The organism is [Acidovorax] ebreus TPSY (assembly GCF_000022305.1).
GTDB lineage: Bacteria > Pseudomonadota > Gammaproteobacteria > Burkholderiales > Burkholderiaceae_C > Diaphorobacter > Diaphorobacter nitroreducens.
The window spans coordinates 2316674-2340541 of the sequence record NC_011992.1; the positions used below are offsets into that span (position 1 = coordinate 2316674).

The following is a 23868-nucleotide window of genomic DNA, read 5'->3' on the forward strand; positions in this document are numbered from 1 at the left end:
GCCAGCGGCGACTATGCGCTCGCGCGATCCAGGTGCCGGGCGAACAGCTTTTCGAAGAAGTCCACGATGAGCTGCTTCGAGCGTGGCCCCACCGCGTAACGCCCATCAACGCGCTCAACATCCGCAAACTCGGCGGCGCCGAAACGATAGACCTCGTAGCCCTGCAGGCGCAGGCGGCGGTCTTCCGCTGCCATCTCCGCATACCGCGCCGGCGACGCCACCTCTCCATTGGCGAAATGGTGCTTGCCATCCACTTCGACCACAACACGGACGCCATGCCCCAGAAGGAGCAGAAAGTCCATGCGCTGCCTCGCGAGGACGCGGCCGGCGCCACGCTCCGACGCCGCCCTGGGGTCGTAGTGCAGGTAGACCTGAGGAATCAGGGCCGGCAGCTTGTCGCCCATGCTTCGCGCGAAGTGAGCGTAGTAGGCCTCAAAGATGGCCACTTCGCCCGGCGACTGGGCGGCGTGAACCGCGGTGCGCAGCCTCACGAAAAGGCTCTTCCTGGCGTCCGCCACCTCCTCGCGCCGTTCTCGGTCGCGCCACCAGTCGACCAGAACGTCCCAGCGAAGGCCGCCATCGGACAGCACACGGTCGTAGATCAAGGCGTCGGAATCGTTGGCGATGGCAACGTCGTTGTTGATCGCGTCAGCAAAATACAGGTCAGGCTTGCAGTTGATCGCAGCAAAGATCAGGTTCTTCGGCGCGCCGGCCACCCCACTGGCCACGCGGCGCACACCGTACTGGGGATGGCGCGAGACCTCGCCGACGACGACAAGCACGAAGCCGTCGGCGACCAGCAGCTTGTTCAACGCTTGAACGAGGCGTTCCTCCTCCAGCCCGCGGCGGCAGACCGGATCGACAACCTTTTCCAGCATGTCGAAGAAGCGCTGCTGCGAGCATGTCAATGCGCCGCACAGCTCCAGCAGTTCGGCATTGTTCAGATCGTTGTCTTCTACATAGTGCCGCTGGATGTCATCGCGCAGCGTGGCCGCGAACTTGGTTGAGTATTGCGCGGGCTTCTCGAGATCCGGACTCAGCACCGCGATGCCGTCCCAGACTGGCAGGTTGCCGAACAATTCTCCCGCTGAGACCAGCTCCGCGAGTACGGCGCGACGGGTGAGATCCGTGATGCGGTGATCGGCATGCGTCGTCAGCTCACTCACGTAGTCCGCCAGGTCCGCAGCTCCGAACTCCTCCACCACGCGCTGCGCCAGCGCGAGCAGCTCTGGCCCTTTGAATGTTGTGATGCGGCTGCGCACGTATTTGCGCTTGCTGTTCATCGCCTCGGCCGAATCGCCGTCCCGCAGCCCCAGGGCAACGCAGGCGGCGGGTAGCGCGGGCGCGCTCACGGCGCCCCACAAGGCTTCGGCGATCGCGTCGCGCAGTGTTTCGAGCGGCGGTGGTCGGTGTGGTTGCGCCATCGTCGACCGGCCTCCTAGCGAGGCGAGTTCCGGCGGATGACCAACTCGACCAGCGCGAACAACCGGTGGTACAGGTAGTCCACATGGTCGACATCGATCACCGGTGTCTGGTTGCGCTCATGGTGGCGCAACAGATGGCCGTTGCCGATCTGCGTCAGCTCGCGCGCCTCCTTCTCAAGAACCTCGCGAAACGCGGGCTCGGAAGCGCTCCTGTCCAGGATGAGCTGAGCCGACTTGGCCTTGTGGGCATCGGCCAGGGACTTGATGCGCTCCCAGGCATCAAACAGCCGCTCAAGCGCTTCACGCCGAATCAAGGGGTCCGGGTCCGAGAACTTCGTCCGGCTCTCCTCCAGCATCACGTCCAGCGTCCGATCCCCGGTTCTGAAGTAGGTCCGCACCAGGGCTTCCCCGAGCACGGCCGGCAACAAGCGCCGCATCGCACCGTCCTCTCCCAGTTCATAGGCCATGCCATTGCGAGCCAGGATCCGGTTCACGTCCGAACGGAATGCCGCACGCCCCGCCTCGATGTCGAACGTGAGGTGGTGGTGTCGGTGATAGTCGTGATGCCAGCCAACGACAGGCAGCGCCACCTTGCGCCACACAAACTCCACGAAGTCCAGCGCCACCAAGGTCGAAGGCGCCCAGGGCTCGCTGGTGCGAATGAAGCTTTCCTCATCGATTCGGTCGGTCTGCAGTGGCCATGTCAAGCCGTGGAGTTCAGCTTCGATCGCACTTTTCAGATCGGATATCTCGTTGCCGCAGATGACCTGCCCATCGGGGCACCGCTCCGGATAGCTCGCCCCAAAGGCCCCGCTATTGGCCAATGAAGCCGCGAGCGCCGCGATACCAGCCCAGGTCACAGGGCCCATCTCCTGCTCGGCCCTGGCTTTGGGACCCAGTTCGCGGTCGCTGAAGTAGTCACTCATAGAACATCCTTGGTCATCGGCGTCTGCGCCCCGCCCTCTCCAGCGGATACCTGTCGGCCAGCAAGGCCGCGTTCGCGGTCTGCATGGCGGCCGGTATCGCTGTCTCACGCTGGATCGCCCGCCTGAAGGCGGACAAGCACCCGGCCTTCGCGCTGCACTGGCTGTACTGGCACCTGCCGGTCAATCCCGCCACCGCCATGCGCGCCACGCCGCCATCGCACATCCGCCGCATGGTCGGCTGAACCGGAGAAGCACCATGGACTTCGATCGGCTCAGCGGCGACCTCAAGGACATGCGCCGGCGCAACCGGGGCCTGGGCCTGGCCGTCGGTGCCCTGGCTGCGGGCCTCTTCCTCGCGCTCGCCATCATCCTCAACCTGCTCGGCACGGTGCGCAGCGTCTATGTGATCCGGCGAGGAGGCTCACGATGAGCACTCCTTCCATGCCTTCGGGGCCGTCCGGAACCGGACGGCCATCCAGCCACGCCGTGCGCGGCTGGCTGGAACGGCTATCGCCGCGCCAGCGCCAGTACGCGCTGCTGGCCGCCATCCTGGGCGGCGGCATCGGCCTGCTGTGGATGATCTTCAGCTTCGCGGGAAGCGACGCCAAGCCGCACAGCGGCCGCGCGGCCCAGCCCCAGCCCGGCGACGTCACCAACATCGGCGTGATGCCGCCAGGCGGCCAGGTCAATCCGGTGGATCAGTGGGTCGGCACGGCGGGACGCAAGCTTGCCCAGTACGAGACCGAGCGCGAGGCACAGAGCCGGGTCAACAAGGACCGCGAGCAGTTGGGACAGGATGGGCTGTGCTGCGTCGAAGGCCGGCGCACCTTGCTCGGCCAGTTCCGCAACCGCCTGGGCCATGCCGTGCATCTTGAGCTCGCGCAGCATGATCACGATGGAAGCGATGGCAGGGTCATGACGCATAGCGCACCTCCCTCAATTGGTCGTAGCGAAGCACATTGGCCTGGGGTTGCGCAGCTGGTTCAGGTAGGGCGTAGTCAGGGCCCGCGGACCATGGTCAAGCGGCAGGATCAAGGGCTGGGGCGGGCAGTCGCCACGGCCGGCTTTGGCGGCCTCGGCGGCCTCTCGCGTGCGCGTGGCCTCGGCCTCCTGCCCGGCCTTGCGCCCTTGCTCGATGGCCTGAAAGTCAGGGCCGGCCAGGACCGGTAAGGTGGCGCCCAGCATCAGCGCGCCGACGAGGGGGTAGATCAGCTTGTTCATGATGATTCCTTTGGTATGCGAAACAGGGGGCTTGAGCTGCGTGGGGGGAACAAAGTGCCTTGACGGCGGCCTCGTTGTGCGCCCTGCATGCTCCAGCCCACCACTTGGCGGCTGAACAGGTCGATGACCGCCGCCAAGTACACCCAACCTTCGTCGGTGGCGATGTAGGTGATGTCGCCATACCAGAGCTGGTCGGGTGCATCAGGATTGAAACGTCGTTGCACCAGGTCCGGGGCCACCGGCAGGCTGTGGCGGCTGTCCGTGGTCACCACGAATTTGCGCCGGGTCTTGGCCCGGATGCCGTGCTGCTGCATCAGGCGGCGCACACGTTCCCTGCCCACCCGGATGCCACGGGCGAGCAGTTTCTTGTGCATGCGAGGCCAATCGCATCAAGCTCGCCTTCTTCGAAGTTCAACTTGCTTGACGAGAGCGTAAAGCGCAGGGATCACGGCCAGTGTCAGTACGGTCGAGGAAATCATGCCACCGACCATCGGTGCGGCAATGCGACTCATCACTTCCGAGCCGGTGCCGGTCCCCCACATGATGGGCAGCAGGCCCGCCATGATGGCAACGACCGTCATCATCTTGGGACGAACCCGTTCGACGGCGCCCTCCATGACTGCCTCATAAAGGTCAGCAACTCCTGGCTCTTTCCCCTCAGTGCGGCGTTTCTCCTTGATCTCTTCCCAGGCGTGGTCCAGGTAGATCAGCATGACGACCCCGGTTTCAGCGGCCACCCCGGCCAGGGCGATGAAGCCCACCGCAACCGCGACGGAGAGGTTGTAGCCAAGCCACCACATCAGCCAGACTCCGCCGACCAGCGCGAACGGCACCGACAGCATGACGATCAGTGTCTCCGTCAGGCGCCGGAAATTCAGGTACAGCAGCAAGAAGATGAGCAACAACGTTACCGGCACAACGAGTTTCATCTTCTCGATAGCTCGTTCCATGGATTCAAACTGACCACTCCATGTGGCGTAGTAGCCTGGCGGGAATTTGACCTGCTCGTTCACTGCTTTGCGCGCCTCGGCGACGTAGCCTCCGATGTCACGATCTCGGATGTCCACAAAGATGTAGGCTGACAGCAATCCATTTTCGGTACGGATGCCCGGTGCGCCCTTGGCCACCTCCACGCGCGCGACCTGGCCCAGCGGCACCATGGCTCCATCCATGGTCGGCACCAGGACCTCGCGAGCGATCTGCTGGGGATCAGACCGCAGCTCGCGTGGGTAGCGAACCGTCACGCCAAAACGCTCTCGCCCCTCGACCGTGGTGGTCACCATGTCCCCGCCAAGCGCCGTACCGATGACGTCCTGCAGATCGCCCACCGCCAGACCGTAGCGTGCCAACTGAGTGCGGTCAGGCTCGATGTTGAGGTAGAAACCGCCTGTGATCCGCTCCGCGAATGCCGAGGTCGTGCCTGGAACCGCTTTCACCACGGTCTCGATCTCCCGCGCCAGGCGTTCCATCTCGTCCAGGTCCTTGCCAAAAACCTTGATTCCAATGGGCGTGCGGATGCCGGTGGACAGCATGTCGATGCGCGCCTTGATGGGCATGGTCCAGGCATTGGAGACTCCCGGAAATTGCAGTGCCTTGTCCATCTCGGCAATCAATTTGTCGGTGGTCATGCCAGATCGCCACGCTGACTCAGGCTTGAGATTGATGACCGTCTCGAACATTTCCGTCGGTGCGGGGTCGGTGGCCGTGTTGGCTCGCCCTGCCTTGCCGTAGACCGATTCCACCTCCGGAAAGCTCTTGATGATCTTGTTTTGCGTCTGCAGCAACTCGGCGGCTTTGGTGATCGACATGCCGGGCAGCGAAGCGGGCATGTAGAGCAAGGTGCCTTCATTGAGTGTCGGCATGAACTCCGACCCTAGCTTGCTGGCCGGATAGAACGACACCCCAAGCACGATCAGGGCAATAGCAATGGTCACTTTCTTCCAGCGCATCACAGCGGCAATGATGGGCCGGTAGGCCCAGATCAGGAACCGGTTCACCGGGTTACGTGACTCCGGCATGATGCGCCCGCGAATGAAAATCATCATGAGCACCGGCACCAGCGTCACCGACAGCAGTGCCGCGCCCGCCATCGAGAAGGTCTTGGTGAAGGCCAGCGGCGAGAACATGCGTCCTTCCTGTGATTCCAGCGTGAACACGGGCAGAAACGACACGGTGATGATGAGCAGCGAGAAGAACAGTGCCGGGCCGACCTCCTTGCAGGCCGTGAGCATGGCTTGCGCTCGCTGCTTGCCGTCGTGCTCGGGCGGGAGTCTCTCCAAGTGCTTATGGGCGTTCTCGATCATGACGATGGCCGCATCTACCATGGCCCCGATCGCAATGGCGATACCACCCAGACTCATCAGGTTGGAATTCATGCCCAGCATGCGCATCGCGATGAAGGAGATCAGCACCCCCACGGGCAACATCAAGATAGCCACGAGGGCTGATCGCATGTGCATCAGAAAGACCATGCAGACCAAGGCAACGATCACGCTTTCCTCCAGCAGCGTGCGCTTGAGCGTATCGATGGCTCGATGAATCAGGTCGGAGCGGTCGTACACCGCCTCGATGGTCACGCCCTCGGGCAGGCCGGTCGAAACCTCGGCGATCTTCTCCTTCAGGTTATGGATGACCTCCAGGGCGTTCTGGCCATAGCGGGCCATGGCGATGCCCGAGACCACCTCGCCCTCCCCATTGAGCTCGGTAAGACCACGCCTTTCGTCGGGAGCGATTTCGACGCGGGCAATATCTCGAATCAATACGGGCGTGCCCTTCTCGGCCTTGACGACCAGATTTTCAATGTCCGCAACACCGCGCAAATAGCCTTTGCCGCGCACCATGTATTCCGTCTCGGCCATCTCCACGACGCGGCCTCCGACGTCACGATTGGAATCGCGAATAACCTGCGACACCTTGGCCAACGGAATGCCGTAGGCCCGCAGTTTTACCGGATCGACGGTGACCTGGTAGGTTTGGACAAAGCCACCAATGGATGCCACCTCGGCCACGCCATGTGCCTTGGTCAACTGATAGCGCAGATACCAATCCTGCAATGTGCGCAACTCGGCCAGCGTCTTGTCCTTGGCAAGCAACGCGTACTGGTAGACCCAACCCACGCCGGTGGCGTCAGGGCCGATTTGCGGCGTGACACCCTTGGGCATTCGGCTGGAAGCGAAGTTGAGGTATTCCAGCACGCGCGAACGTGCCCAATAGATGTCTGTGCCATCCTCAAAGATGATGTAAACGAAGGACGCTCCAAAGTACGAAAAACCTCGCACCACTTTGGACTTGGGCACCGACAGCATGGATGTGGTCAACGGATAGGTGACCTGGTCCTCGACCACCTGGGGCGCTTGTCCAGGGTATTCGGTGTAGACGATGACCTGCACGTCGGACAAGTCCGGCAGCGCGTCCAGCGGTGTTCGCAGTACCGCGAACACCCCCCCGGCAATGACAAAAAGCGTAGCAAGCAGAACCAGAAAACGGTTGTTCCCCGACCAGTCAATGATCTTCGCGAGCATGGTGTTCCCTGACGGTCAGTTATGGCCGGTGTGCGCATTGGCAGCCGCGCTGCCCACGGGTTTCACGGAGGTGATCACCCATTCGCCCTGTCCACGCTCAACAAACTCGAAGGCGACCAATGCGCCAGGCTTGATGCCCTCCAGCAGCCCGTTGTTGGAGACCCTGAACTCCATAGACATCGCGGGCCATTTGAGGGTAGGTATGGAGCCATGGGCAATAGTGACCGTGCCGGCCTTGGCATCAAACTCCTCCACCTTGCCTTCACCCTGATGTCCGACGGAGGCAGCAGGCTTAATCAGATCCGGGGTGCCTTGTGCGCCCGGCTTAGTTCCATGTGAGGAGTGCCCAAAGCCCCCCACGGCCGCCTTGAGGTTGCTTTCTGCATCGATCAGGAAATTGGCAGCGATGACCACCTGTTCTCCCTCGCGTACGCCTTCGATCACTTCAACGCGGTCGTCGCTGCGTGCGCCCACTTTGACATCGCGAGGTTCGAATCGGCCTTCCTTGAGTTGCACCAGGACAATCTGGCGCGTGCCGCTGTCAATCACAGCCGAAGTCGGCACTGTCAAAACAGTGCCCTTGCTGGCGGTCGGAAGCTCCACCTGGGCAAACATGCCCGGCTTGAGCAAGCCCCCCGTGTTCGACAAATCGACGCGCACCTGCACCGTTCGGGTTTCAGGCTTCAGGGTGGGGTACACATAGCTGACCGCCCCCTGAAACATCTTGTCTGGGTAGGCATTGATTTGCACCTTGGCTTTTCCCCCCAACTTGACCAATCCGATGTCTTGCTCGAAGACATCCGCGATGACCCAGACCGAGGACAGGTTCGCAACCTGATAGAGCATCTCACCCGGCATGAAGCGCATGCCTTGGACGGCCTTCTTGTCGGTGATGATCCCCGCCACCGGTGAGCGGAATGTCAGCGTGCGGCGTGATTCGCCGGATTTGGCCAGGGCCTTGACTTGCTCGTCCGAGATGTCCCAATTGCGAAGCCGCGCCAGGCTGGAGTCGGCCAGCTCACGCATGCCACGCTGTGCCTCTCCGGAGGCCCCCTTCAACGCATCGACACCCTGTGCCGCGATGGCGTACTCGCGCTGAGCGGACACCAGTTCGGGACTGTAGACCTCGAACAGTGGTTGCCCTTTGCTCACCGCCTGTCCCGTGACGTTGACATGCAAACGCTCGACGTAGCCCTCAAATTTGGCAGCGATGGTGAAGGTCTGGCGCTCGTCTGGTTCGATGCGGCCGGCGGCACGTACCACCTTGTCCAGAGAACGCAGACTTACCGCCTCGGTGCGCACGCCGAGTTTCTGAATCTTTTCGGTACTGATGCGAATTTGGTTGGAATTGGTTTCTGCTTCTTCCTGCTCCCCCTCATAGACCGGGATGTAATCCATCCCCATCGAATCTTTTTTCGGTGTGGGAGATGTGTCGGGCAGCCCCATCGGGTTACGGTAGAAAAGTACCTTGCGCTCCTTCTTGGCGGCAACGGTAGAAGCGCCTGGCGACGCAGTCTGGTCACCGCTTTGGGCTTCGGATTGGCGCTGCCCCATCCAATAGCCACCGCCCGCCGCCAACCCTGCGGCGACGATAGCCAGGAGTACACCGGTCTTGAAACCTGTTGTCATTGTTCTTCTCCCACGATGCTTTCAATGGTGGCAAGGCGCTTCTGCGCTTCCACCGCGGCTTTGATCTGGTTCAATTTGGTTTGGCGAATCTGGCGCTGCGCGTCCAGCAAGGTTGCAAAATCCACCTTGCCTGTCTGGTATCCGGCCAGCGCCGAACGCAAGGTCAACTCGGATTGCGGCAAAAGGCTGTCCGTGGTGAGCGCCAGAGAACGCCGGGCAGACTCGAAAGCCGCCACGTTGGCGTAAAGGTCTGCCAGGATTTGATTCGAGACGACTTCCTGGCGTGAGCGCGCTGCGGCCAACATCGCCTCGGCCTCCCGCTCCTGGGCGCGCCGCGAGTCTTGCTGCAGGGGGATGTTCATCTCCACCATCAATTCCCACTCTTTGACCGACCCTCTGTACTGAATCGGAGAGATACCGACGTTGAAGTCGGGATAGCGGTTCTTGTAGGTCAACTCGCGGCTCTTCTCGGCAGCCCTGATCTGGGATTCCTCCGTACGCAACAATGGATTGTTGAGTCGGGCACGCCCTTCCAGCGCCGCGAAGCTGACTTGTTCCAGCGATGGCAATGCACGGATCTGCCCGGGTGCAGCCAAAGGCTCCGAGGTCGGACGCCCCACGAGAGCATTCAACCTGGACTGGAGTTGGCGGCGCTCAGCATCCAGTGCGATCAGTTCGTTGCGCATGGTGGACTGTTCCACCTGCGCACGGATCACGTCCTGTTGCGCAGCAAGCCCACCCGCGTAGCGGACCTGGGCCACTTTTTCCAGCTGCGCCATCAGGTCGAGAATTTCCCGCGACAAACGCTCGTTCTGGTCCAGGTAATAGAGCTCGGCATAGGTTGTCTTGATCTTGCCAGCCAAGTCAACCCAGGTGCCTGTTGCACGGTGTCTCGCAGCTTCTGCTTGCGACTCAGCCACCTCGCGCTTCAGACCGCGTTTACCCACCCAGGGAAAATCCTGCATCAGCAGGTAGCGGGTGCTTCCGACGCGCCCCGGCAGCAAGGTGGGGTTTTGTTCGCCCATGCGCGTGATGTCGCGCAGCTCGGTTCTGAATTTGGGGTCCGGCAAGGCGCCCGCAGGCACGACGCGCTCTGCTGCTGCATCCGCATCAAAACGCATGCTGGCGATCTCGGGGTTTCGCTCCCTGGCCGCTTGCAGCAAGCCTTCGACACTCGACCCTAGCTTGAGCTCCTGCGCGTAAACCATCGAACTCAGCGCAAGAGACACCAGTACCACCCCCAATGACAGGCGATTCTTCATCGACATCATGACCTGCCCCTTGGTGCACGCAAGGCGGCATTCAACTGGTCAATGACTTCTGCCCAGTCCGCGTCTTCCAGAAGCTCTTCACGCAACAGTGTCGCCTGAGCTGGCGTCCAGAATGGCGCATCGGCCAGCAGCACATCGGCCGGCAGCGGAGCGTGGGCCTCCAAGAACTCCCCAATGCCTGCCGCGTCCCTGCGCAGCCCAAGCTGGGCAAACAGTTCAGAGAATCGATGAAATGATTTTTCCATAGCGGTGGTACCTATTTTTCAAACACAAAAATTCCGAAGACATGGCCGGTGGAGCTCACGAAAGCGTCAGGCTCAGCGCCAAGACGATCGCTCCGCAAGCCATCGCGACCAGGTATCCGGACACCACGGACTTACCGACCTGCGTCCCACCAGTCGTCCAGGCGATGCCGGCCTTGGTCAACATGTTTGCCAACGTCGCAAGACCGAGCGCCGTGACAGTGGCCACCGTTGACAATCCTCCAGAGCCATACAGCCGAGCAAGCGAGATCAAGATCGCATCCACGTCCGCCAGGCCCGACACCGCCGACAAAACATAGAGGCCGCTGGTATCCAGCCACTGCTTTGCCGCAGGCACCAGGACACTCATGACAGCGAGCAGCACACCAAAACCGAGCGCGGTGCCAAGGTCGAATGGCGCCATCGCGCCGACAGCGCCCTCCTCCACTGCAGTGCGATCCACTTTGCGCCACCGCCATAGCGCAATACACAGCAAAACCACGCCAGTGACTACCAGGGCGCTGCCGAAGCTGGACACCAGCTTCGGCTGGATGACGCCCAGCAGAATGACCATGCGAAAAAACATGACGCCACACGAGGCCAACGTGCCGGCCGCCGCCGCGCCGGCCAGCGAAGGCTGCGCACGGGCATAGCGGGCCAAAGCCATCGTGGCAGCCGTGGAAGAGGCCAGCCCTCCCAGAATCCCGGTCCACAGCACACCCCTTTGCGCACCGGTGATCCGCATGGCGAAGTGCCCCGTCAGCGACAGGCCTGCAATCAGGATGACGGCCCACCAAAGCTGGTACGGATTGAGCGCGGCATAGGGTCCCAGACCCGTGTTCGGCAGGTAGGGCAGGATGACCGTGGACAACACCAGCAACTGCAACGATGCAGTCAACTCGCGGTGATCGATCCAGCGCAACCAACCGTGCAGGGTCGGCTTGAGGTCCAGCAACACAGCACTCACCACCGCTGCCGACAATGCCAAGGTGATGTTGCCGTGTGCCGCAAAGGCGCCCAGGGCCAAAGTAAGGAGCATCGCCACCGGGGTAGTCGCGCTCAGGTTGCCCGTCAGTTTGGCATTTCGGGCGTAGGACACCGTCAGCAGCAAGGAGAGTCCGAGCAGCGCACCCAGCAAAGGCCAAGCGCCGAAAACAGGCTGCAGATGCCCCAGCACACCGCCGAGCAGTCCGGTCAGTGCAAAGGTGCGTAAACCTGCAACACGCCCTCCCTCTGGCAATTCGCGCTCGTGCCAGCCGCGTTCCAGGCCAATCACCAGACCGACAGCAAGCGCGGCAACCAAGCCCGGGGCGCCCGGTGGTAGTTCGTAACTGTTCATCGGGATTCTCCGTTGACGGCCTTCGTCGCCGCATGCACGACCTTGCGCATGCCAGGCAACACGACCGCACCATAGGGATGACGCGCGTCGGCATTGAACAGCGCCACCGCTTCGGCCCAATCCACGTTCAGCACAAGTTCCTCACGCAGCATCGAACCCTCGGTCACGGAATTTCAGGTTATTGCATTTCGCATGGGCATCCGCCTACTTTGTGTGAATGCACGCTATGCATTCTGCGAGCTTAAAGCTGACGTCAAGATGTTTCAAAAATTACATCTTTGTCATGTGCTTCTTTGAACGTGGCATATCGGCCACCAATGAACGTTGACGTTTTATGGCCCTATGGGTCTGGTCCATGGTGTTACAAAAGACTGGCCAAAGCAGTAAAACCGGTGCCTGCAGGTCGCCTGTCTCACCACTTTTCCCCCTGGGTCCATCGTGGCCGCGTCAAGGACGAACTCGACGTCGATGCGAAAAAGAAGATCAAAAACGCCATGTTTTGGTGAATTCGCGGCGTTACTCCAGGGTTTAGTGCTCACTCCTCGCGGCTGCACACGACGGAAAAACCGTTAAGGCGTCACACTGATACCGTTGGGAGTCTTGTTCACCGGAACGGTTTTCACGACCTGATGGTTTTTCACATCGAGCAAGGAAACCGAATTGGCGTACATGTTGGTAACGTAGGCGTATCGGCCTTCGCGGTCGACCGCCACGCCATGGGCTCCGGCGCCAGTCACGACTGTCTTGGCGACCTTGAAACTCCCCAGGTCGATCATGCTGACAGTGCGGCCTGGCTTTTTGCGCGTTCCCTGGTTGGCCACCAGGAGCGTGCGCGAATCAGGTGTGGCGTACAGCTGGATCGGCACCGTTCCTACAGCAACCTTGCGAATCACCTTGCGCGTTGCTGGGTCGATCACGGCAATGGCGTTTTCGCCAGACAGCGAGGCAAAGGCCAAACGGCCGTCGGGCGTGAAGCCAGTCTGGGCCGGCCCCTTTCCGGCCGGCACCTGCGCCACCTCCTTCTGGCTGGCGGTGTCGATGACCGATACTGTGCCACCTTTAAGATTGGCAACGTAGACCTCCTTGCCATCCGGGCTGAAACGCAGACCATGCGGAAACTGGCCGACCGAAATTGTCGCCACGAGGCTCCGCGCCGTTGTGTCTATCACACTGACCGTGTTGTCGCCGCCATTGGTTACGTAGGCCAGGCGGCCGTCGGGTGACACCACCACATGGGCTGGGTGCATGCCCACCGGCACCTTGGCGACGACTTCGTTGGTCGCGCTGTCGATGGCCCAGACCGCGCCACCTGTTTCCATCACAGCGTGATCGCCCTGGGCCATGCCCTTGTGCACAGAAGCGTCAACCGCCTGACCAGGCTCGCCGTTGTTGGTCACCCACACAAGCTTTCCGTCGGGGGAGACTTGCACGTTGTGAGGCATCTTGCCGACGCGCACGCTCGCCAGCGTTTTCAAGGATGCCGCATCGAGCACGCTGACCGTGTCAGCACCCTCGTTGGCCACATAGACCTGATCGGCGGCCAAGGTGGTTCCGGACCAGGCCAGCAGGCCGATCTGCACCGCTGTCACAAGCCCATTGTTTCTTCTTGTCATCATGTCAATCCTTGGTGAAAAATGCCCCTCGATCAGGGCTCAGTCCGCTTTGTGGCGCCCCGCACTACCGTCTCCGGTTTTGCCCATCGTCCCCAGGACGCTCAAGAGCACGTCAGGACTTTGAAACATCAGACGAAACGCTTGCTCGATCGCAGCGTCGCGGCCTTCGCGAAGTCGTCCCAGCGCCTGGGTTACTTGTTCTGCCGCTTCACGCTCGCGCTCGATCAATGGGTGATGCGGAGCCAGCGGTTGTCGGCTCCTGGCGAGCGGTTCGGCCAGCATGCTGACCCCTCTCATCCAGGGATTGAATGTTTCTGAAAACATATACCTACTGCTGCGCATTGGATGAAGCCACTTGAGCAATTCGGCTGTCCAGGGTGTAGAAAGCGATTGCGCCCAGGGACTGACGAATGCCCGATAAAGTGTCTCGTTGAATGTCGAGACCTGTTTCACGCGCTCAAAAGCTTCTTGCGGGTAATCGGTTTTCAGGTCTCCCACCTCACGGGGTTCGAAGCGGATGCTGTAGGACGGCTTATGGCAGTCCGGGTCAGCCGACGGGTTGTCGATCTTCATTTCGTAGAGGCCCGGTGCCAGCGCTTCAATGTCGGCCAGGCTCTCCAGGATGGCCCGGTGCTCCAGGCGAGCGACTCCGGCGGACACAAAAATGCCGAGATGGCCGACGTGCGGGTTCGTGAGGTAGACAATGCGCTGCCCGGCCTGCTGGAGATCATCGGTGTCTTGGTAGACGGCCGGAATCCATCCAAGCGCCTGGTGCGGTGGCGTGATGTTGTCGCCGTAGGAAGCAAAGATGACGATGGGATTCCTGATCCGCCTCAGGTCCGCAGTGCACCCCTGGCAAATCTTGAAAAGGCCCTGTTCCAGCTGGTTGCCGATGAACAGGTTCTCAACGATCGCGAGGACCTCTTCCCGGCTCAGGAAATAAAAGCCGTTCCACCAGCGTTCAAAGTCCAGAAAGCGTCCCTGCTCAGTGTCAACGTTGGTGAAGAGTTGGGCGTACTTCTCCCAAATCGCCTTTTCTGGTTTGAGGTTCTCGAAATTCTGCGCCAGCCAGGCCCCGTCGAAACGGCCATTGCCCAGGTCGGCCGTCAGATGCGCCAACCAGCTGCCACCCAGGAGCCCCCCGGAAAGACGCATCGGATTGACACCGGGCTCGCCAGCCCAATACGACAAAGGCGAGCCATTGAGTACCACCGGTCCAACCAGACCAGCGCAGTCGGCGGACAGCAGTGTGACCGCCCACCCGGCCTGACAGTTGCCGTAGAGTACAGGAGGCTTGCCAGGATGGCGTTGGGCCACTTCTTCGACGAAACGCCGCAGCACATGCAACACGTCTGCCAGGGTCTGCCCCAGGGCCGGCTCGGGAAAGAAGATGACGAAATAGACCGGGTGGCCCTCACGCATGGCCATTCCGACTTCAGAGTCACGCTTGAAGCCGCCAATGCCGGGGCCATGGCCGGCGCGTGGATCGACAACAATGACTGGAGGTTTGTCAGGATCGACGCAGTCGTCCCAGCAATGCTCGTCGATTTCGGTGATGCGCAGCAGTGCATAGTTGACTGGCCGCTCGAAGATGCGCGCGTCCAGCAGCGTTTCATACTTGAAGTCCAGAAGCGGCGGCAACCCGGCTCGCTCGTGCTCCAGCATATTGTTCGCGCGTTGGCGAAGCGTGTCCCAGAAAGCAATGGAGCGTTCGAAGAAGTCCCGCTGGTAGTCAAAAAAGTCCTGCGCCGACAGTGCGTCGGTTGCTCCTTTCATGCCACTGGACGTCTCCTGTGCCGCAGGCTTCGTCAACTCCTCGGAATGGTCCAGGACGGCCGGTTGCAGATCCTCCGCCAGGCGTTGCACCCTTTGTATCGCTGCTTTCCCCCTTCGCGGCCTGGCGCTTGGAGAGGACTGAGGTTTTGGTGTTGGCGTGGGGGCTTTCATCATTCCTCCGGACTACGGCCTCATTTCTTGCCGCGCCGCAAACGCAGCGCATTGCCAATCACCGACACCGAGCTCAAGCTCATGGCCAGCGCAGCGATCAGCGGGGACAACAACCACCCCGTGAACGGATACAGAACACCTGCCGCAATCGGCACCCCAATGCCGTTGTAAACGAAGGCGAACAGCAGGTTCTGGCGCATGTTGCGCACGGTGTCGGTGGAGATGTCACGCGCCGCAGTGATTCCGCGCAAGTCGCCCTTGACCAGCGTGACCTGGCCGCTGTTCATGGCCACATCTGTCCCGGTGCCCATGGCCACGCCGACATCGGCCTTTGCCAACGCAGGCGCATCGTTGATGCCATCGCCGGCCATGGCGACAATGTGGCCCTCTTTCTGGAGCCGTTCCACGAGCGCCAGCTTGTCTGCGGGCTTGACTTCGCCATGCACCTCGTCGATGCCCAGTTTTGCACTCACGGCCTTGGCGGTGGTCAGACCATCGCCAGTTGCCATCACGATGCGCAAACCGCTGGCGTGCAAAGTCTTAATGGCTTCCAAGGTGGTGGCCTTGATGGGATCGGTCACGGCCAGGATGCCAGCCAGTTGTCTGTCCACGGCCAGATGCATCACGCTGGCGCCTTCACTGCGCAGACGCTCGCCATCTACCTTGAGCGCATCAGTGGCCACGCCCTCCTGCTGCATCAATGCGGTGTTGCCCAGCACCAGATGCTTCCCATCGACGATGCCGCGCACGCCAATGCCGCTGCCGGATTCGAAATCTAGCGGCTTGATCAGTTCCAGGCCCTTGGCGCGTGCTGCGCTGACGACGGCCTCCGCCAAGGGATGTTCGCTGCCTTGGTCCAAGCTGGCTGCCAGGCGCAACACTTCGTCCGCGGTATAGCCGGCGGCACCGACTGCGGTGTCGAAGGCGGGTTTGCCTTCCGTGAGCGTGCCGGTCTTGTCCACAATCAGCGTGTCCACCTCGCGCATTTTCTCGATGGCGCCAGCATCGCGGAACAGCACACCTTGAGTCGCGGCTCGACCCGTGGCAACCATCACCGACATGGGCGTAGCCAGCCCCAGCGCACACGGGCAGGCGATGATCAGCACGGCCACTGCGTTGATCAAGCCAAACACCCAACTAGGTTCCGGACCGAACAAACCCCAGACAAAAAAGGTAGCAATGGCGATGAGCACCACCACGAGAACAAATTTTCCTGCCACCACATCTGCCATGCGCTGCATGGGCGCCTTCGAGCGCTGGGCATTGGCCACCATCTGAACAATCTGCGACAGCATGGTGGCCGCACCGACTTTCTCGGAGCGCATCACCAAGGCACCACTGGTGTTCATCGTGGCACCAATGACATTGTCACCAAGGCGTTTGGTCACCGGCACAGGTTCACCCGTCAGCATGGACTCATCGACAGCGCTGCTGCCCTCGGTCACGATGCCATCGACCGGCACTTTCTCGCCGGGGCGAATGCGCAGCAGGTCCCCGACGTGCACATGTTTCAGCGGTACGTCTTCTTCGCTGCCGTCCGCATTGATGCGGCGTGCGGTCTTGGGCGCCAAACCGAGCAGAGCCTTGATCGCCGCAGAGGTTTGCGAACGGGCCTTCAACTCGATGATCTGGCCCAGCATGGTCAGCGAGATGATGACCACGGCCGCCTCATAGTACACAGCCACACGCCCCATGGAGACGAACGAATCCGGGAACACGCCCGGTGCCACCGTGGCCACCAGGCTATAGAGAAAGGCCGCGCCCGTACCCAGACCAATCAAGGTCCACATGTTGGGGCTGCGAAGGACGAGGGATTGCCAGCCGCGGACAAAGAATGGCCAGCCAGTCCACAAAACGACAGGCAGGGACAGCGCCAGTTCCAGCCAGGTTTGCACTTTCATGTCAAACCATCCCAGGCGGTGGCCGAACATTGCAAGAATGGTGACGATGAACGTGAAGGGCAGTGTCCACCAGAAGCGCCGCTCAAAATCCTTCAACTCATGGTTGTCTTCCTCGTCCAGGGGAATGATGGGCTCCAGCGTCATGCCGCATTTGGGACAGGTGCCGGGATGATCCTGCTGCACTTCGGGATGCATGGGGCAGGTGTAGATGGTGCCAGCGGGCACCGCCGCTACCGGCGCGGCAACGGGCTCTGGCAATGACTGGCCCTCGCCTCCGCCATGCCCATGCGAGTGATGGTGGCCCACGTGCACCTCGTCCTCAGGCACCAGGTGCATCTGGCATTTGGGGCAACGCCCCGGATGGTCTTGGCGCACCTCCGGGTGCATGGGGCAGGTATAGATGGTACGCACCGGAACCTGTTCGCCGTCGGCGTGGCCGTGGTGATGCGAGTGATGGTTCATACCCATGCCTTTCTTGAAGTTGGATCAATTCTTGACCTTGCCATCATGGAAAGGTCAAGCAGCTTTCCTGGCGGACGCATCCGGCCCGCACCGTCCGGCGCCCGGTCGGCTATCGGGACAAGGACTTGCGGTACTGGACATTGATCTCATCGTGGCGCTGCCTTATCTCGGGCGGCCATTGCGCCTTGATCCAGGACAGTACGGCCACGATCTCGTCGTCGCTCAGCACGCCGCCATAGATGGGCATGGCCGTGCGGTAGTCGGGTTGATTGATCAACTGCGCGAGGCCCTGCTTGGTGATGGCGAACAGCTGCTCGTCGGGATGGTGCCAGGTGTGACCGCTGGGATCGTGCGGCGGCGCCGGCAGAAGGCCATCGGCGCCGGGCTCCCGCCAGTCGGCCTGGCCCTCGCCCTTGGCGCCATGGCAAGCCGCACACTGCTGCGCGTAAATGCGCTCACCGATGCGCAGCACCTGGGGATCATCAGGACGCAGGCTGTGCTGCGCCGCCGCTGGCCGGTCGGTGGCGCGCAGGGAGAAGTAACCCGCCCCTGCGACCAACAGGGCGGCCAGCAATCCCGCAGCCCACAGGGCCAACGGTTTCAAGGTCATCGCTGCCTCCCCAATTTCATGTTCACAGCCATTTTCTTGTCGTCCGATGCATGACTCAAGGCTGCGCCCTTGCACCCCAACGCGGGATGAAACGTGGCACGTGCTGCGCATACTCCTCCCAAGCCCGTCCAAAATGGCGTGCGCTTTCCCGTTCCTCGTTGCGCGCCAGGCGGGCGTACATCACCACCAGTACCGGGAACATCAACAGCGTCAGCAGTGTCGGCCATTGCAAAAGAAAGCCGAACATGATCAGGACGAAGGCGATGTACTGCGGATGCCGAATCCTGGCATAAACACCGGTGTGCGCCAGTCGCCCTTGCCGCTGGGCCTCGTAGAGCACAGGCCAGGCCGCTGCCAGCAGCCAGAAGCCGCCGCCAATAAACAGGTAGCTGAGAATGTGGAAGGGTCCCAGGTGCGGGTCACCGCCCCAGCCGAACAGCAGCTCCAGCAGATGGCCGGCGTTGTGGTTCAGCAGGTCCACACCGGGGAACCTCTGTCCCAGCCAGCCCGACAGGACGTAGATGGTCAGCGGGAAGCCGTACATCTCCACGAACAGCGCAACGATGAAGGCCGTGAACGCCCCGAAACTGCGCCAATCGCGCGCGCTCGCCGGCTTGAAGAAGCTGAAGGCGAACATGACGAAGATCGCCACGTTGAGCACCACCAGGGTCCACAGGCCATACGACGGTTCAGCGTGCTCCATGGCCTGAGCTCCTCTTGGAATCTTGTCCCGCGCCCTGTTCGGACACCCCGGAACCACCACCGTGCCCGCCGTGGCCACCATGGCCCCTGTGCATGAAGACATGCATAAGCGGGCAGGCCAGCAAAATGGCATAGGGCCACCATTGCGCCAGGTGGGCGCGGTGCTCGGTCCACAGAAAGTAGCCGGCGACGGCACCGAAAACGAGCAGGCCTAGGGCATAGCGCGAGCGCCAGAATCCGCCGGGCTGCTCGCTTTGCGGATGGGATGCATGGTCATGGGTCATGGCGCTCTCCTCACTTGGTGCTGGGAGTCGAGGTTTGCGGCATGGACATTCGATCCATCATCATCTGCATCATCGACTCCATCATGGACATGCGCTTTTCCATTATCTGCGGGTCGTGTTGCATACCTGCCATGCCGGTGGATGGCATGCCCGAAGCCATCTTCCCGCGCATCGACTCCATCATGCGCATGCCGTCCTGCATGGTCTTCATGTGTTCGGCCATCAATGCCTGGCGCTCTTGGGGCGTCTTGGCGGCGGCCATCTTCTCGTGCATGGCCTGCATGGCCTGCATTTGCTGGTCCATGCCGCCCGAACCCATGGCCCGGCCCGGTGATGGCTGTGCCGCGGCGGGCGCTGGCGCGGCGGTTGCCGCAGGGGCGGCAGCGTCAGCAGGGTGGTGATCTTTGTGCTCGTCCGTGCCTTGTGCCAACACGCCCACGGAGGCGGCGGCGATGCAGAGGCCGATCAGAGAGTGGCGAATGTGAATCATGATGCTTCCTTCCTGCAGTGAGAGTGGACTCGGGTTGCCGCGTCCGGCGGCATGGTGCGGTTGTGCCTTTGCTCAGCGCACGGGCTGGATGTCGGTGACGATCATCTTCCCGCCTTCCTGGACGACCACGAACTGCACCTTGTCGCCGGGCTTGAGCTTGGCGAGCTGGCCCTTGTCGCGGACCGTGAAGACCATGGTCATGCCGGGCATGTCCAGGTTCTTGATCTCCCCATGCTTGAGGGTGACTTTGCCGTTGTCCGCGTCGATCTTCTTGACCTCGCCGTCGGTCATGGCGTCCGATGCTTGGGACATCGTCATCTTGCCGTGATCCATCGTCGCTTGAGCAAAGCTGCTGACGGGCATGGCGATGCCCATGGCAAGAGTGGAGATGGCAAGAATGTTTTTGATGGTGTTCATGGTGTCCTCTTTATGAATGGATGGATCTATCTGTGGGCTGGCGCGCTGGTTTCAGGCCATCACTTGCGGCCGACTTTGATGGCGCCCTTCATGCCCGCTTCGTAGTGCCCCGGCATCAGGCATGCAAAGTTCACGGCACCTGCCTTGGTGAACTGCCAGACGATCTCGCCTTGCTTGCCAGGCTGCAACGTGACCTTGCTTGGCTCGTCATGTTCCATGTCGGGGAATTTCTTCATCTGCTCCAGGTGCTCCAGCAACTCCTTCTCGGTGCCCAGGCTGAGTTCGTGTTTGACCTGCCCGGCGTTCTTGACGATGAAACGCACGGTCTCGCCCTGTTTGACCTGGATGTTCGACGGCGTGTAGCGCATGTTGTCGCTCATTTCGATAGCGATGGTGCGGCTGGCCTTGGCGGCCACGCCGGGCTTGCCGATGGCCGTTTCGTCCCCATCATGGCCGTGGCCGCCCGTATGGCTGCCGCTGGCGAACGCGGCCCCCGATGCGGCAAGCGCGACCACGGCGATGCATTGAGAAACGGTGAATCGGGTGAATTTCATGGATGAACTCCAGTTCAAAAATTAAAGAGAAAACTCAATGCCCGCCTTGTGATGTCGGCTTGCGTACATTCACTTCGGTCGGTGCTGCAGGCTTGCGAACACGCGGCATGGACTGCCCGCCTTCGGCACTGAAGCGCGCTGGCTCCGCGATGGGACCGGTGTACTTTCGCGCCACGGTGCCTTCTGGGTGCTTGAACCATCCTGGGTCTTTGTAGTCGCCGTGCTTCTGATCGCGGCGCACCTTGAGCACGCTGAACATACCGCCCATTTCCACAGAGCCGAACGGCCCCTGGCCGGTCATCATGGGGATGGTGTTGTCCGGGATGGGCATTTCCATCTCGGCCATGTCCGCCATACCGCGCTCGCCCATGGCCATGTAATCCGGGATGAGGTTGTTGATCTTCTTGGCCAGCCCGCTGTGGTCCACGCCGATGAGCGTAGGCACGTCGTGTCCCATGGCGTTCATGGTGTGGTGGCTCTTGTGGCAGTGAAACGCCCAATCGCCCTCCTCGTCGGCCAGGAACTCGATCTGGCGCATCTGGCCCACGGCCACGTCGGTGGTCACCTCGGGCCAGCGCGTGCTCTTGGGCGTGGGGCCGCCATCGGTGCCCGTGACAACAAACTCATGGCCATGCACATGCATCGGATGGTTGGTCATGGTGAGGTTGCCGATGCGGATGCGAACCTTGTCATTGAGGCGGACATTCAATGAATCGATGCCTGGGAAGATGCGGCTGTTCCATGTCCACATATTGAAGTTCGTCATTTCCGCGACCTTGGGCGTTGCTGCCCCTGGCTCGATGTCATAGGCGCTGAGCAGGAAGCAGAAGTCCCGGTGCACCTCGTCGATCAGGGGATGCCTGGCCTTCGGGTGCGTGACCCAGAAACCCATCATGCCCATGGCCATCTGCACCATCTCGTCCGCATGCGGGTGGTACATGAAGGTACCGGGGCGACGCGCTACAAACTCATAGACAAAGGTTTCACCAGGCTGGATGGCAGGTTGATTCAAACCGGCAACGCCATCCATACCATTGGGCAGGCGCTGGCCATGCCAGTGGATGCTGGTGTGCTCGGGGAGCTTGTTGGTGACGAAGATGCGCACCCGATCACCCTCCACCACCTCGATCGTGGGGCCCGGGCTCTGGCCGTTGTAGCCCCACAGGTGGGCTTTCATGCCCGGCGCCATCTCACGTACCACGGGCTCGGCCACCAAGTGAAATTCCTTGACGCCCTGGTTCATGCGCCACGGCAGGGTCCAGCCGTTGAGTGTCACCACAGGGTTGTACGGTCGACCGGAATTGGGCACGAGCGGCGCCATGGTGTCCGGGCTGGACTGGATCACCGGTTCAGGCAAGGCCGCCATGGCCACGCGGCTGACCGAACTGGCAGCCACGGCCCCACCGGCAATACCGGCGAACTTGAAAAAATCTCTTCTGGATGTCATTGCAATCGTCTCTGTATCAATGGCCGGCATCGCCGCCGGTGGGCGCACTGGATGTGGCGGACAAACGGGTACTGGTGGGGCGTCCGATCACGGATGCCTGCAAGGCGGCATCGGCCAGCCAGAACTGCTGCTGCGCATCCATGGCGGCGGCGACGGCGCCGACCTGGTCACGCGCATCGGCCAGCAGCTCGAAGGTGCTGATCAGCATGCCGTTGTAGCGCAGCTGGTTTTCTTCCGAGATCACCTTGCGCAGCGGCACGACTTCATCGCGGTAGTGGCGCGCCACGTCGTAGGCGGTGCGGTAGGCGGAGTAGCTTTCACGCAGGTTGGAACCCGCGGAGCGCACCGTAGCTTCGAGCTGGTTAGCCGCCACCAGGGTACGTGCGTTCATCGCCGAGCGCTGCATTCCCCCCCAATCAAAGATGGGCAGGCGTACCGCGATCTCCCAGCCGCGCGCGGTGGAGCGGGTGCCTTCGGCATTGTCGAAGGTCGTATTGCGCCGCCCGGTGAGCTCGATATCGGTGAAGCTGGTCACCATGTTCAAGCCCTGTGCCTTGGCGGCCGCATCCATTGCAGACTGCGCCAGGCGTATATCCAGACGCGCACGGGTGGCCTGTGAGCCAACTTGCTGCGGATCCAGTGGCTGCTTGGGCAGATCAGGCAAGCGTTCGGGCAGCTTGAGCGTCTGCGCCTGTCCTTCATCCAGCCCAAGCAAACGCACCAGCTCCTCTCGGCTGGCGGTGACTTGGTGCTGGGCCGTGCTCAGCCGGGTGGCCGCGTCGGCGTAGAAGGCTTGCTCGCGTGCGCGGGTGATGCGGTTGAAGTTCCCCACGGCTTGCATGCGTTTGGCCAGCTCAGCTCCAGCCTCGGCACTGGCATAGACCTGCTTGGCATACTGGAGCGATTGCTGTGCAACAACCGCACGCACCCAAGCCTGGCGCACCAGCGTGACCTGATCCACGACATCGCCGCTCAAACGCAGGTGGGATTGCTCAATCAACCGATTGGCGATGCCGTGCCGCGACGGCAGCGTCAGCAAGTCCATGAGGCCAAAGGAAAGCGCCCGAGCCAGCTCCAGTTCTGGGCTCGCCGTCATGCGCTCAAAACTGAAGATGGGGTTGGCAATCCGGCCCACTTGCGCGGCACCGGCGGAATCCGCCCAGCCTTGCGCCAACAACACCTGCAAAGACGGGCTGTTCACCAACGCCAATTGGACGGCTTCCTTCTGTCCCAGAGGCTGCGCAAGCAAGGTTTGAGCCGCCTGTGCACGCTGGTTGTGCTCATCCTGGGTACTAGCCAAGGCGAGCTGGCCCCCAGTGAAGCTGCCCGCCTCGTCATTCACACGCGTGATGCTCTGGTCCAGGCTGACGCTGGCGCAGCCCGTCAGCACCGCGAGGCCGATTGCGGACAGCGCCAGCTTGGCATGTGTGGCTCGCAAACGCATCATGGCTTGCCTCCGCCGTGATGACCGGTGTGTGGGTCGTTCGCAGGCGCCGCATCCTGAGCGGACGCGGGCACGCCCGTCTTGATTTCCTTGGCATAGGCGCGCCAGCCGCCAATCCCGCCCACCTTGTCATTGGCCTGTTGCCAGGACTGGACCGGCTGATCCGTATAGGCCTGGTAGCCGCCGATGGCGGACGAGTATTGCAACTGCGTCGGCGGTACGGTCTTGGAGGCCTCGGCGTCCACCGGCGGTTGCGCGAAGGCTGCCGTGGCAAGCAAGGCCAATGCCCATGGCATGAGCGCCCTGGGCGATGGCAATGGGTGGGAAATGGCCATGGGCTCCTCTTGATAAATGTCAAATTTCACGATGGGGAGATTTTTGAATTTCCATCCTTTCATCCTGGTGTTCTGAAAATTACATTTTT

Annotated in this window: 23 protein-coding genes and 2 pseudogenes; 2 read left to right on the top strand and 23 right to left on the bottom strand. The window is 61.6% G+C overall.

What is annotated here, in order from left to right; translation table 11 throughout:
- Window positions 1-11: 11 nt before the first annotated feature.
- Window positions 12-1424: an AbiJ-related protein gene (locus tag DTPSY_RS10900; protein WP_013722626.1), complete on the bottom strand. Its 1413-nt coding sequence runs from the start codon at window positions 1422-1424 to the stop codon at window positions 12-14.
- Between the two features lie 14 nt (window positions 1425-1438).
- Complete coding sequence (locus DTPSY_RS10905; RefSeq protein WP_013722627.1) at window positions 1439-2350, bottom strand: AbiJ-NTD4 domain-containing protein; 912 nt, start codon at window positions 2348-2350, stop codon at window positions 1439-1441.
- A 50-nt stretch (window positions 2351-2400) separates the two neighbouring features.
- Here DTPSY_RS10905 and traL point away from each other — a divergent pair, with 50 nt between their 5' ends.
- Together traL and DTPSY_RS18155 are read left to right on the top strand one after the other, a co-directional pair.
- Window positions 2401-2592: a type IV conjugative transfer system protein TraL gene (traL, locus tag DTPSY_RS10910; RefSeq protein ID WP_286119630.1), complete on the top strand. Its 192-nt coding sequence runs from the start codon at window positions 2401-2403 to the stop codon at window positions 2590-2592.
- 14 nt (window positions 2593-2606) lie between these two features.
- On the top strand, window positions 2607-2780 hold the full coding sequence (locus DTPSY_RS18155) for a hypothetical protein (protein WP_238526529.1): 174 nt from the start codon (window positions 2607-2609) through the stop codon (window positions 2778-2780).
- A 350-nt stretch (window positions 2781-3130) separates the two neighbouring features.
- On the opposite strand, the pseudogene DTPSY_RS18165 reads toward DTPSY_RS18155, so the two are convergent.
- The 21 genes and pseudogenes from DTPSY_RS18165 to DTPSY_RS11010 form a co-directional block, all read right to left on the bottom strand.
- Window positions 3131-3274: pseudogene (locus DTPSY_RS18165) on the bottom strand (ATP-binding protein); the annotation flags it as partial.
- A gap of 12 nt (window positions 3275-3286) precedes the next feature.
- Window positions 3287-3571 (bottom strand): hypothetical protein, encoded by a 285-nt coding sequence (locus DTPSY_RS10920; RefSeq protein ID WP_015913631.1) that lies wholly within the window; start codon window positions 3569-3571, stop codon window positions 3287-3289.
- An 83-nt stretch (window positions 3572-3654) separates the two neighbouring features.
- Window positions 3655-3954 (bottom strand): annotated as a pseudogene (locus DTPSY_RS18825) (DDE-type integrase/transposase/recombinase); the annotation flags it as partial.
- A 6-nt stretch (window positions 3955-3960) separates the two neighbouring features.
- A complete protein-coding gene (locus DTPSY_RS10930; RefSeq protein WP_013722699.1) occupies window positions 3961-7092 on the bottom strand; it encodes an efflux RND transporter permease subunit in 3132 nt (1043 codons plus the stop codon).
- A gap of 15 nt (window positions 7093-7107) precedes the next feature.
- Complete coding sequence (locus tag DTPSY_RS10935; RefSeq protein WP_015913632.1) at window positions 7108-8721, bottom strand: efflux RND transporter periplasmic adaptor subunit; 1614 nt, start codon at window positions 8719-8721, stop codon at window positions 7108-7110.
- On the bottom strand, window positions 8718-9992 hold the full coding sequence (locus DTPSY_RS10940; RefSeq protein ID WP_015913633.1) for a TolC family protein: 1275 nt from the start codon (window positions 9990-9992) through the stop codon (window positions 8718-8720). The genes DTPSY_RS10935 and DTPSY_RS10940 overlap by 4 nt, the downstream gene beginning before the upstream one ends.
- Complete coding sequence (locus tag DTPSY_RS10945) at window positions 9989-10237, bottom strand: DUF2789 domain-containing protein (protein ID WP_015913634.1); 249 nt, start codon at window positions 10235-10237, stop codon at window positions 9989-9991. Before DTPSY_RS10945 ends, DTPSY_RS10940 begins: the two co-directional genes overlap by 4 nt.
- Before the next feature lie 55 nt (window positions 10238-10292).
- Entirely contained in the window at window positions 10293-11573 is a 1281-nt protein-coding gene (locus tag DTPSY_RS10950; protein ID WP_015913635.1) for an MgtC/SapB family protein, read from the bottom strand.
- Entirely contained in the window at window positions 11570-11740 is a 171-nt protein-coding gene (locus DTPSY_RS18560) for a hypothetical protein (protein WP_187148631.1), read from the bottom strand. Before DTPSY_RS18560 ends, DTPSY_RS10950 begins: the two co-directional genes overlap by 4 nt.
- Window positions 11741-12142: 402 nt before the next feature.
- Entirely contained in the window at window positions 12143-13189 is a 1047-nt protein-coding gene (locus DTPSY_RS10955; protein ID WP_015913637.1) for a YVTN family beta-propeller repeat protein, read from the bottom strand.
- Between the two features lie 36 nt (window positions 13190-13225).
- Entirely contained in the window at window positions 13226-15133 is a 1908-nt protein-coding gene (locus tag DTPSY_RS10960; protein ID WP_015913638.1) for a DUF3141 domain-containing protein, read from the bottom strand.
- A gap of 20 nt (window positions 15134-15153) precedes the next feature.
- Complete coding sequence (locus DTPSY_RS10965; protein ID WP_015913639.1) at window positions 15154-17496, bottom strand: copper-transporting P-type ATPase; 2343 nt, start codon at window positions 17494-17496, stop codon at window positions 15154-15156.
- A gap of 109 nt (window positions 17497-17605) precedes the next feature.
- A complete protein-coding gene (locus tag DTPSY_RS10970; RefSeq protein ID WP_015913640.1) occupies window positions 17606-18106 on the bottom strand; it encodes a c-type cytochrome in 501 nt (166 codons plus the stop codon).
- 55 nt (window positions 18107-18161) lie between these two features.
- Window positions 18162-18809, bottom strand: coding sequence for a methyltransferase family protein (locus DTPSY_RS10975; RefSeq protein ID WP_015913641.1), 648 nt, complete (start codon window positions 18807-18809; stop codon window positions 18162-18164).
- Window positions 18796-19092 carry a DUF2933 domain-containing protein gene (locus DTPSY_RS18170; RefSeq protein ID WP_015913642.1) on the bottom strand — a complete coding sequence of 99 codons (297 nt, stop codon included), beginning with the start codon at window positions 19090-19092 and terminating at the stop codon, window positions 18796-18798. The genes DTPSY_RS10975 and DTPSY_RS18170 overlap by 14 nt, the downstream gene beginning before the upstream one ends.
- 10 nt (window positions 19093-19102) lie before the next feature.
- Window positions 19103-19582, bottom strand: a complete 480-nt coding sequence (locus DTPSY_RS10985; protein WP_015913643.1) for a hypothetical protein — start codon at window positions 19580-19582, stop codon at window positions 19103-19105.
- 72 nt (window positions 19583-19654) lie between these two features.
- On the bottom strand, window positions 19655-19999 hold the full coding sequence (locus DTPSY_RS10990; RefSeq protein ID WP_015913644.1) for a copper-binding protein: 345 nt from the start codon (window positions 19997-19999) through the stop codon (window positions 19655-19657).
- Window positions 20000-20058: 59 nt separating this feature from the next.
- On the bottom strand, window positions 20059-20553 hold the full coding sequence (locus DTPSY_RS10995; protein ID WP_015913645.1) for a cupredoxin domain-containing protein: 495 nt from the start codon (window positions 20551-20553) through the stop codon (window positions 20059-20061).
- Window positions 20554-20587: 34 nt separating this feature from the next.
- Entirely contained in the window at window positions 20588-22000 is a 1413-nt protein-coding gene (locus DTPSY_RS11000; RefSeq protein WP_015913646.1) for a multicopper oxidase family protein, read from the bottom strand.
- A 16-nt stretch (window positions 22001-22016) separates the two neighbouring features.
- Window positions 22017-23447: a TolC family protein gene (locus tag DTPSY_RS11005; protein WP_015913647.1), complete on the bottom strand. Its 1431-nt coding sequence runs from the start codon at window positions 23445-23447 to the stop codon at window positions 22017-22019.
- Entirely contained in the window at window positions 23444-23779 is a 336-nt protein-coding gene (locus tag DTPSY_RS11010; RefSeq protein ID WP_041839040.1) for a hypothetical protein, read from the bottom strand. The genes DTPSY_RS11005 and DTPSY_RS11010 overlap by 4 nt, the downstream gene beginning before the upstream one ends.
- Window positions 23780-23868 lie beyond the last annotated feature (89 nt).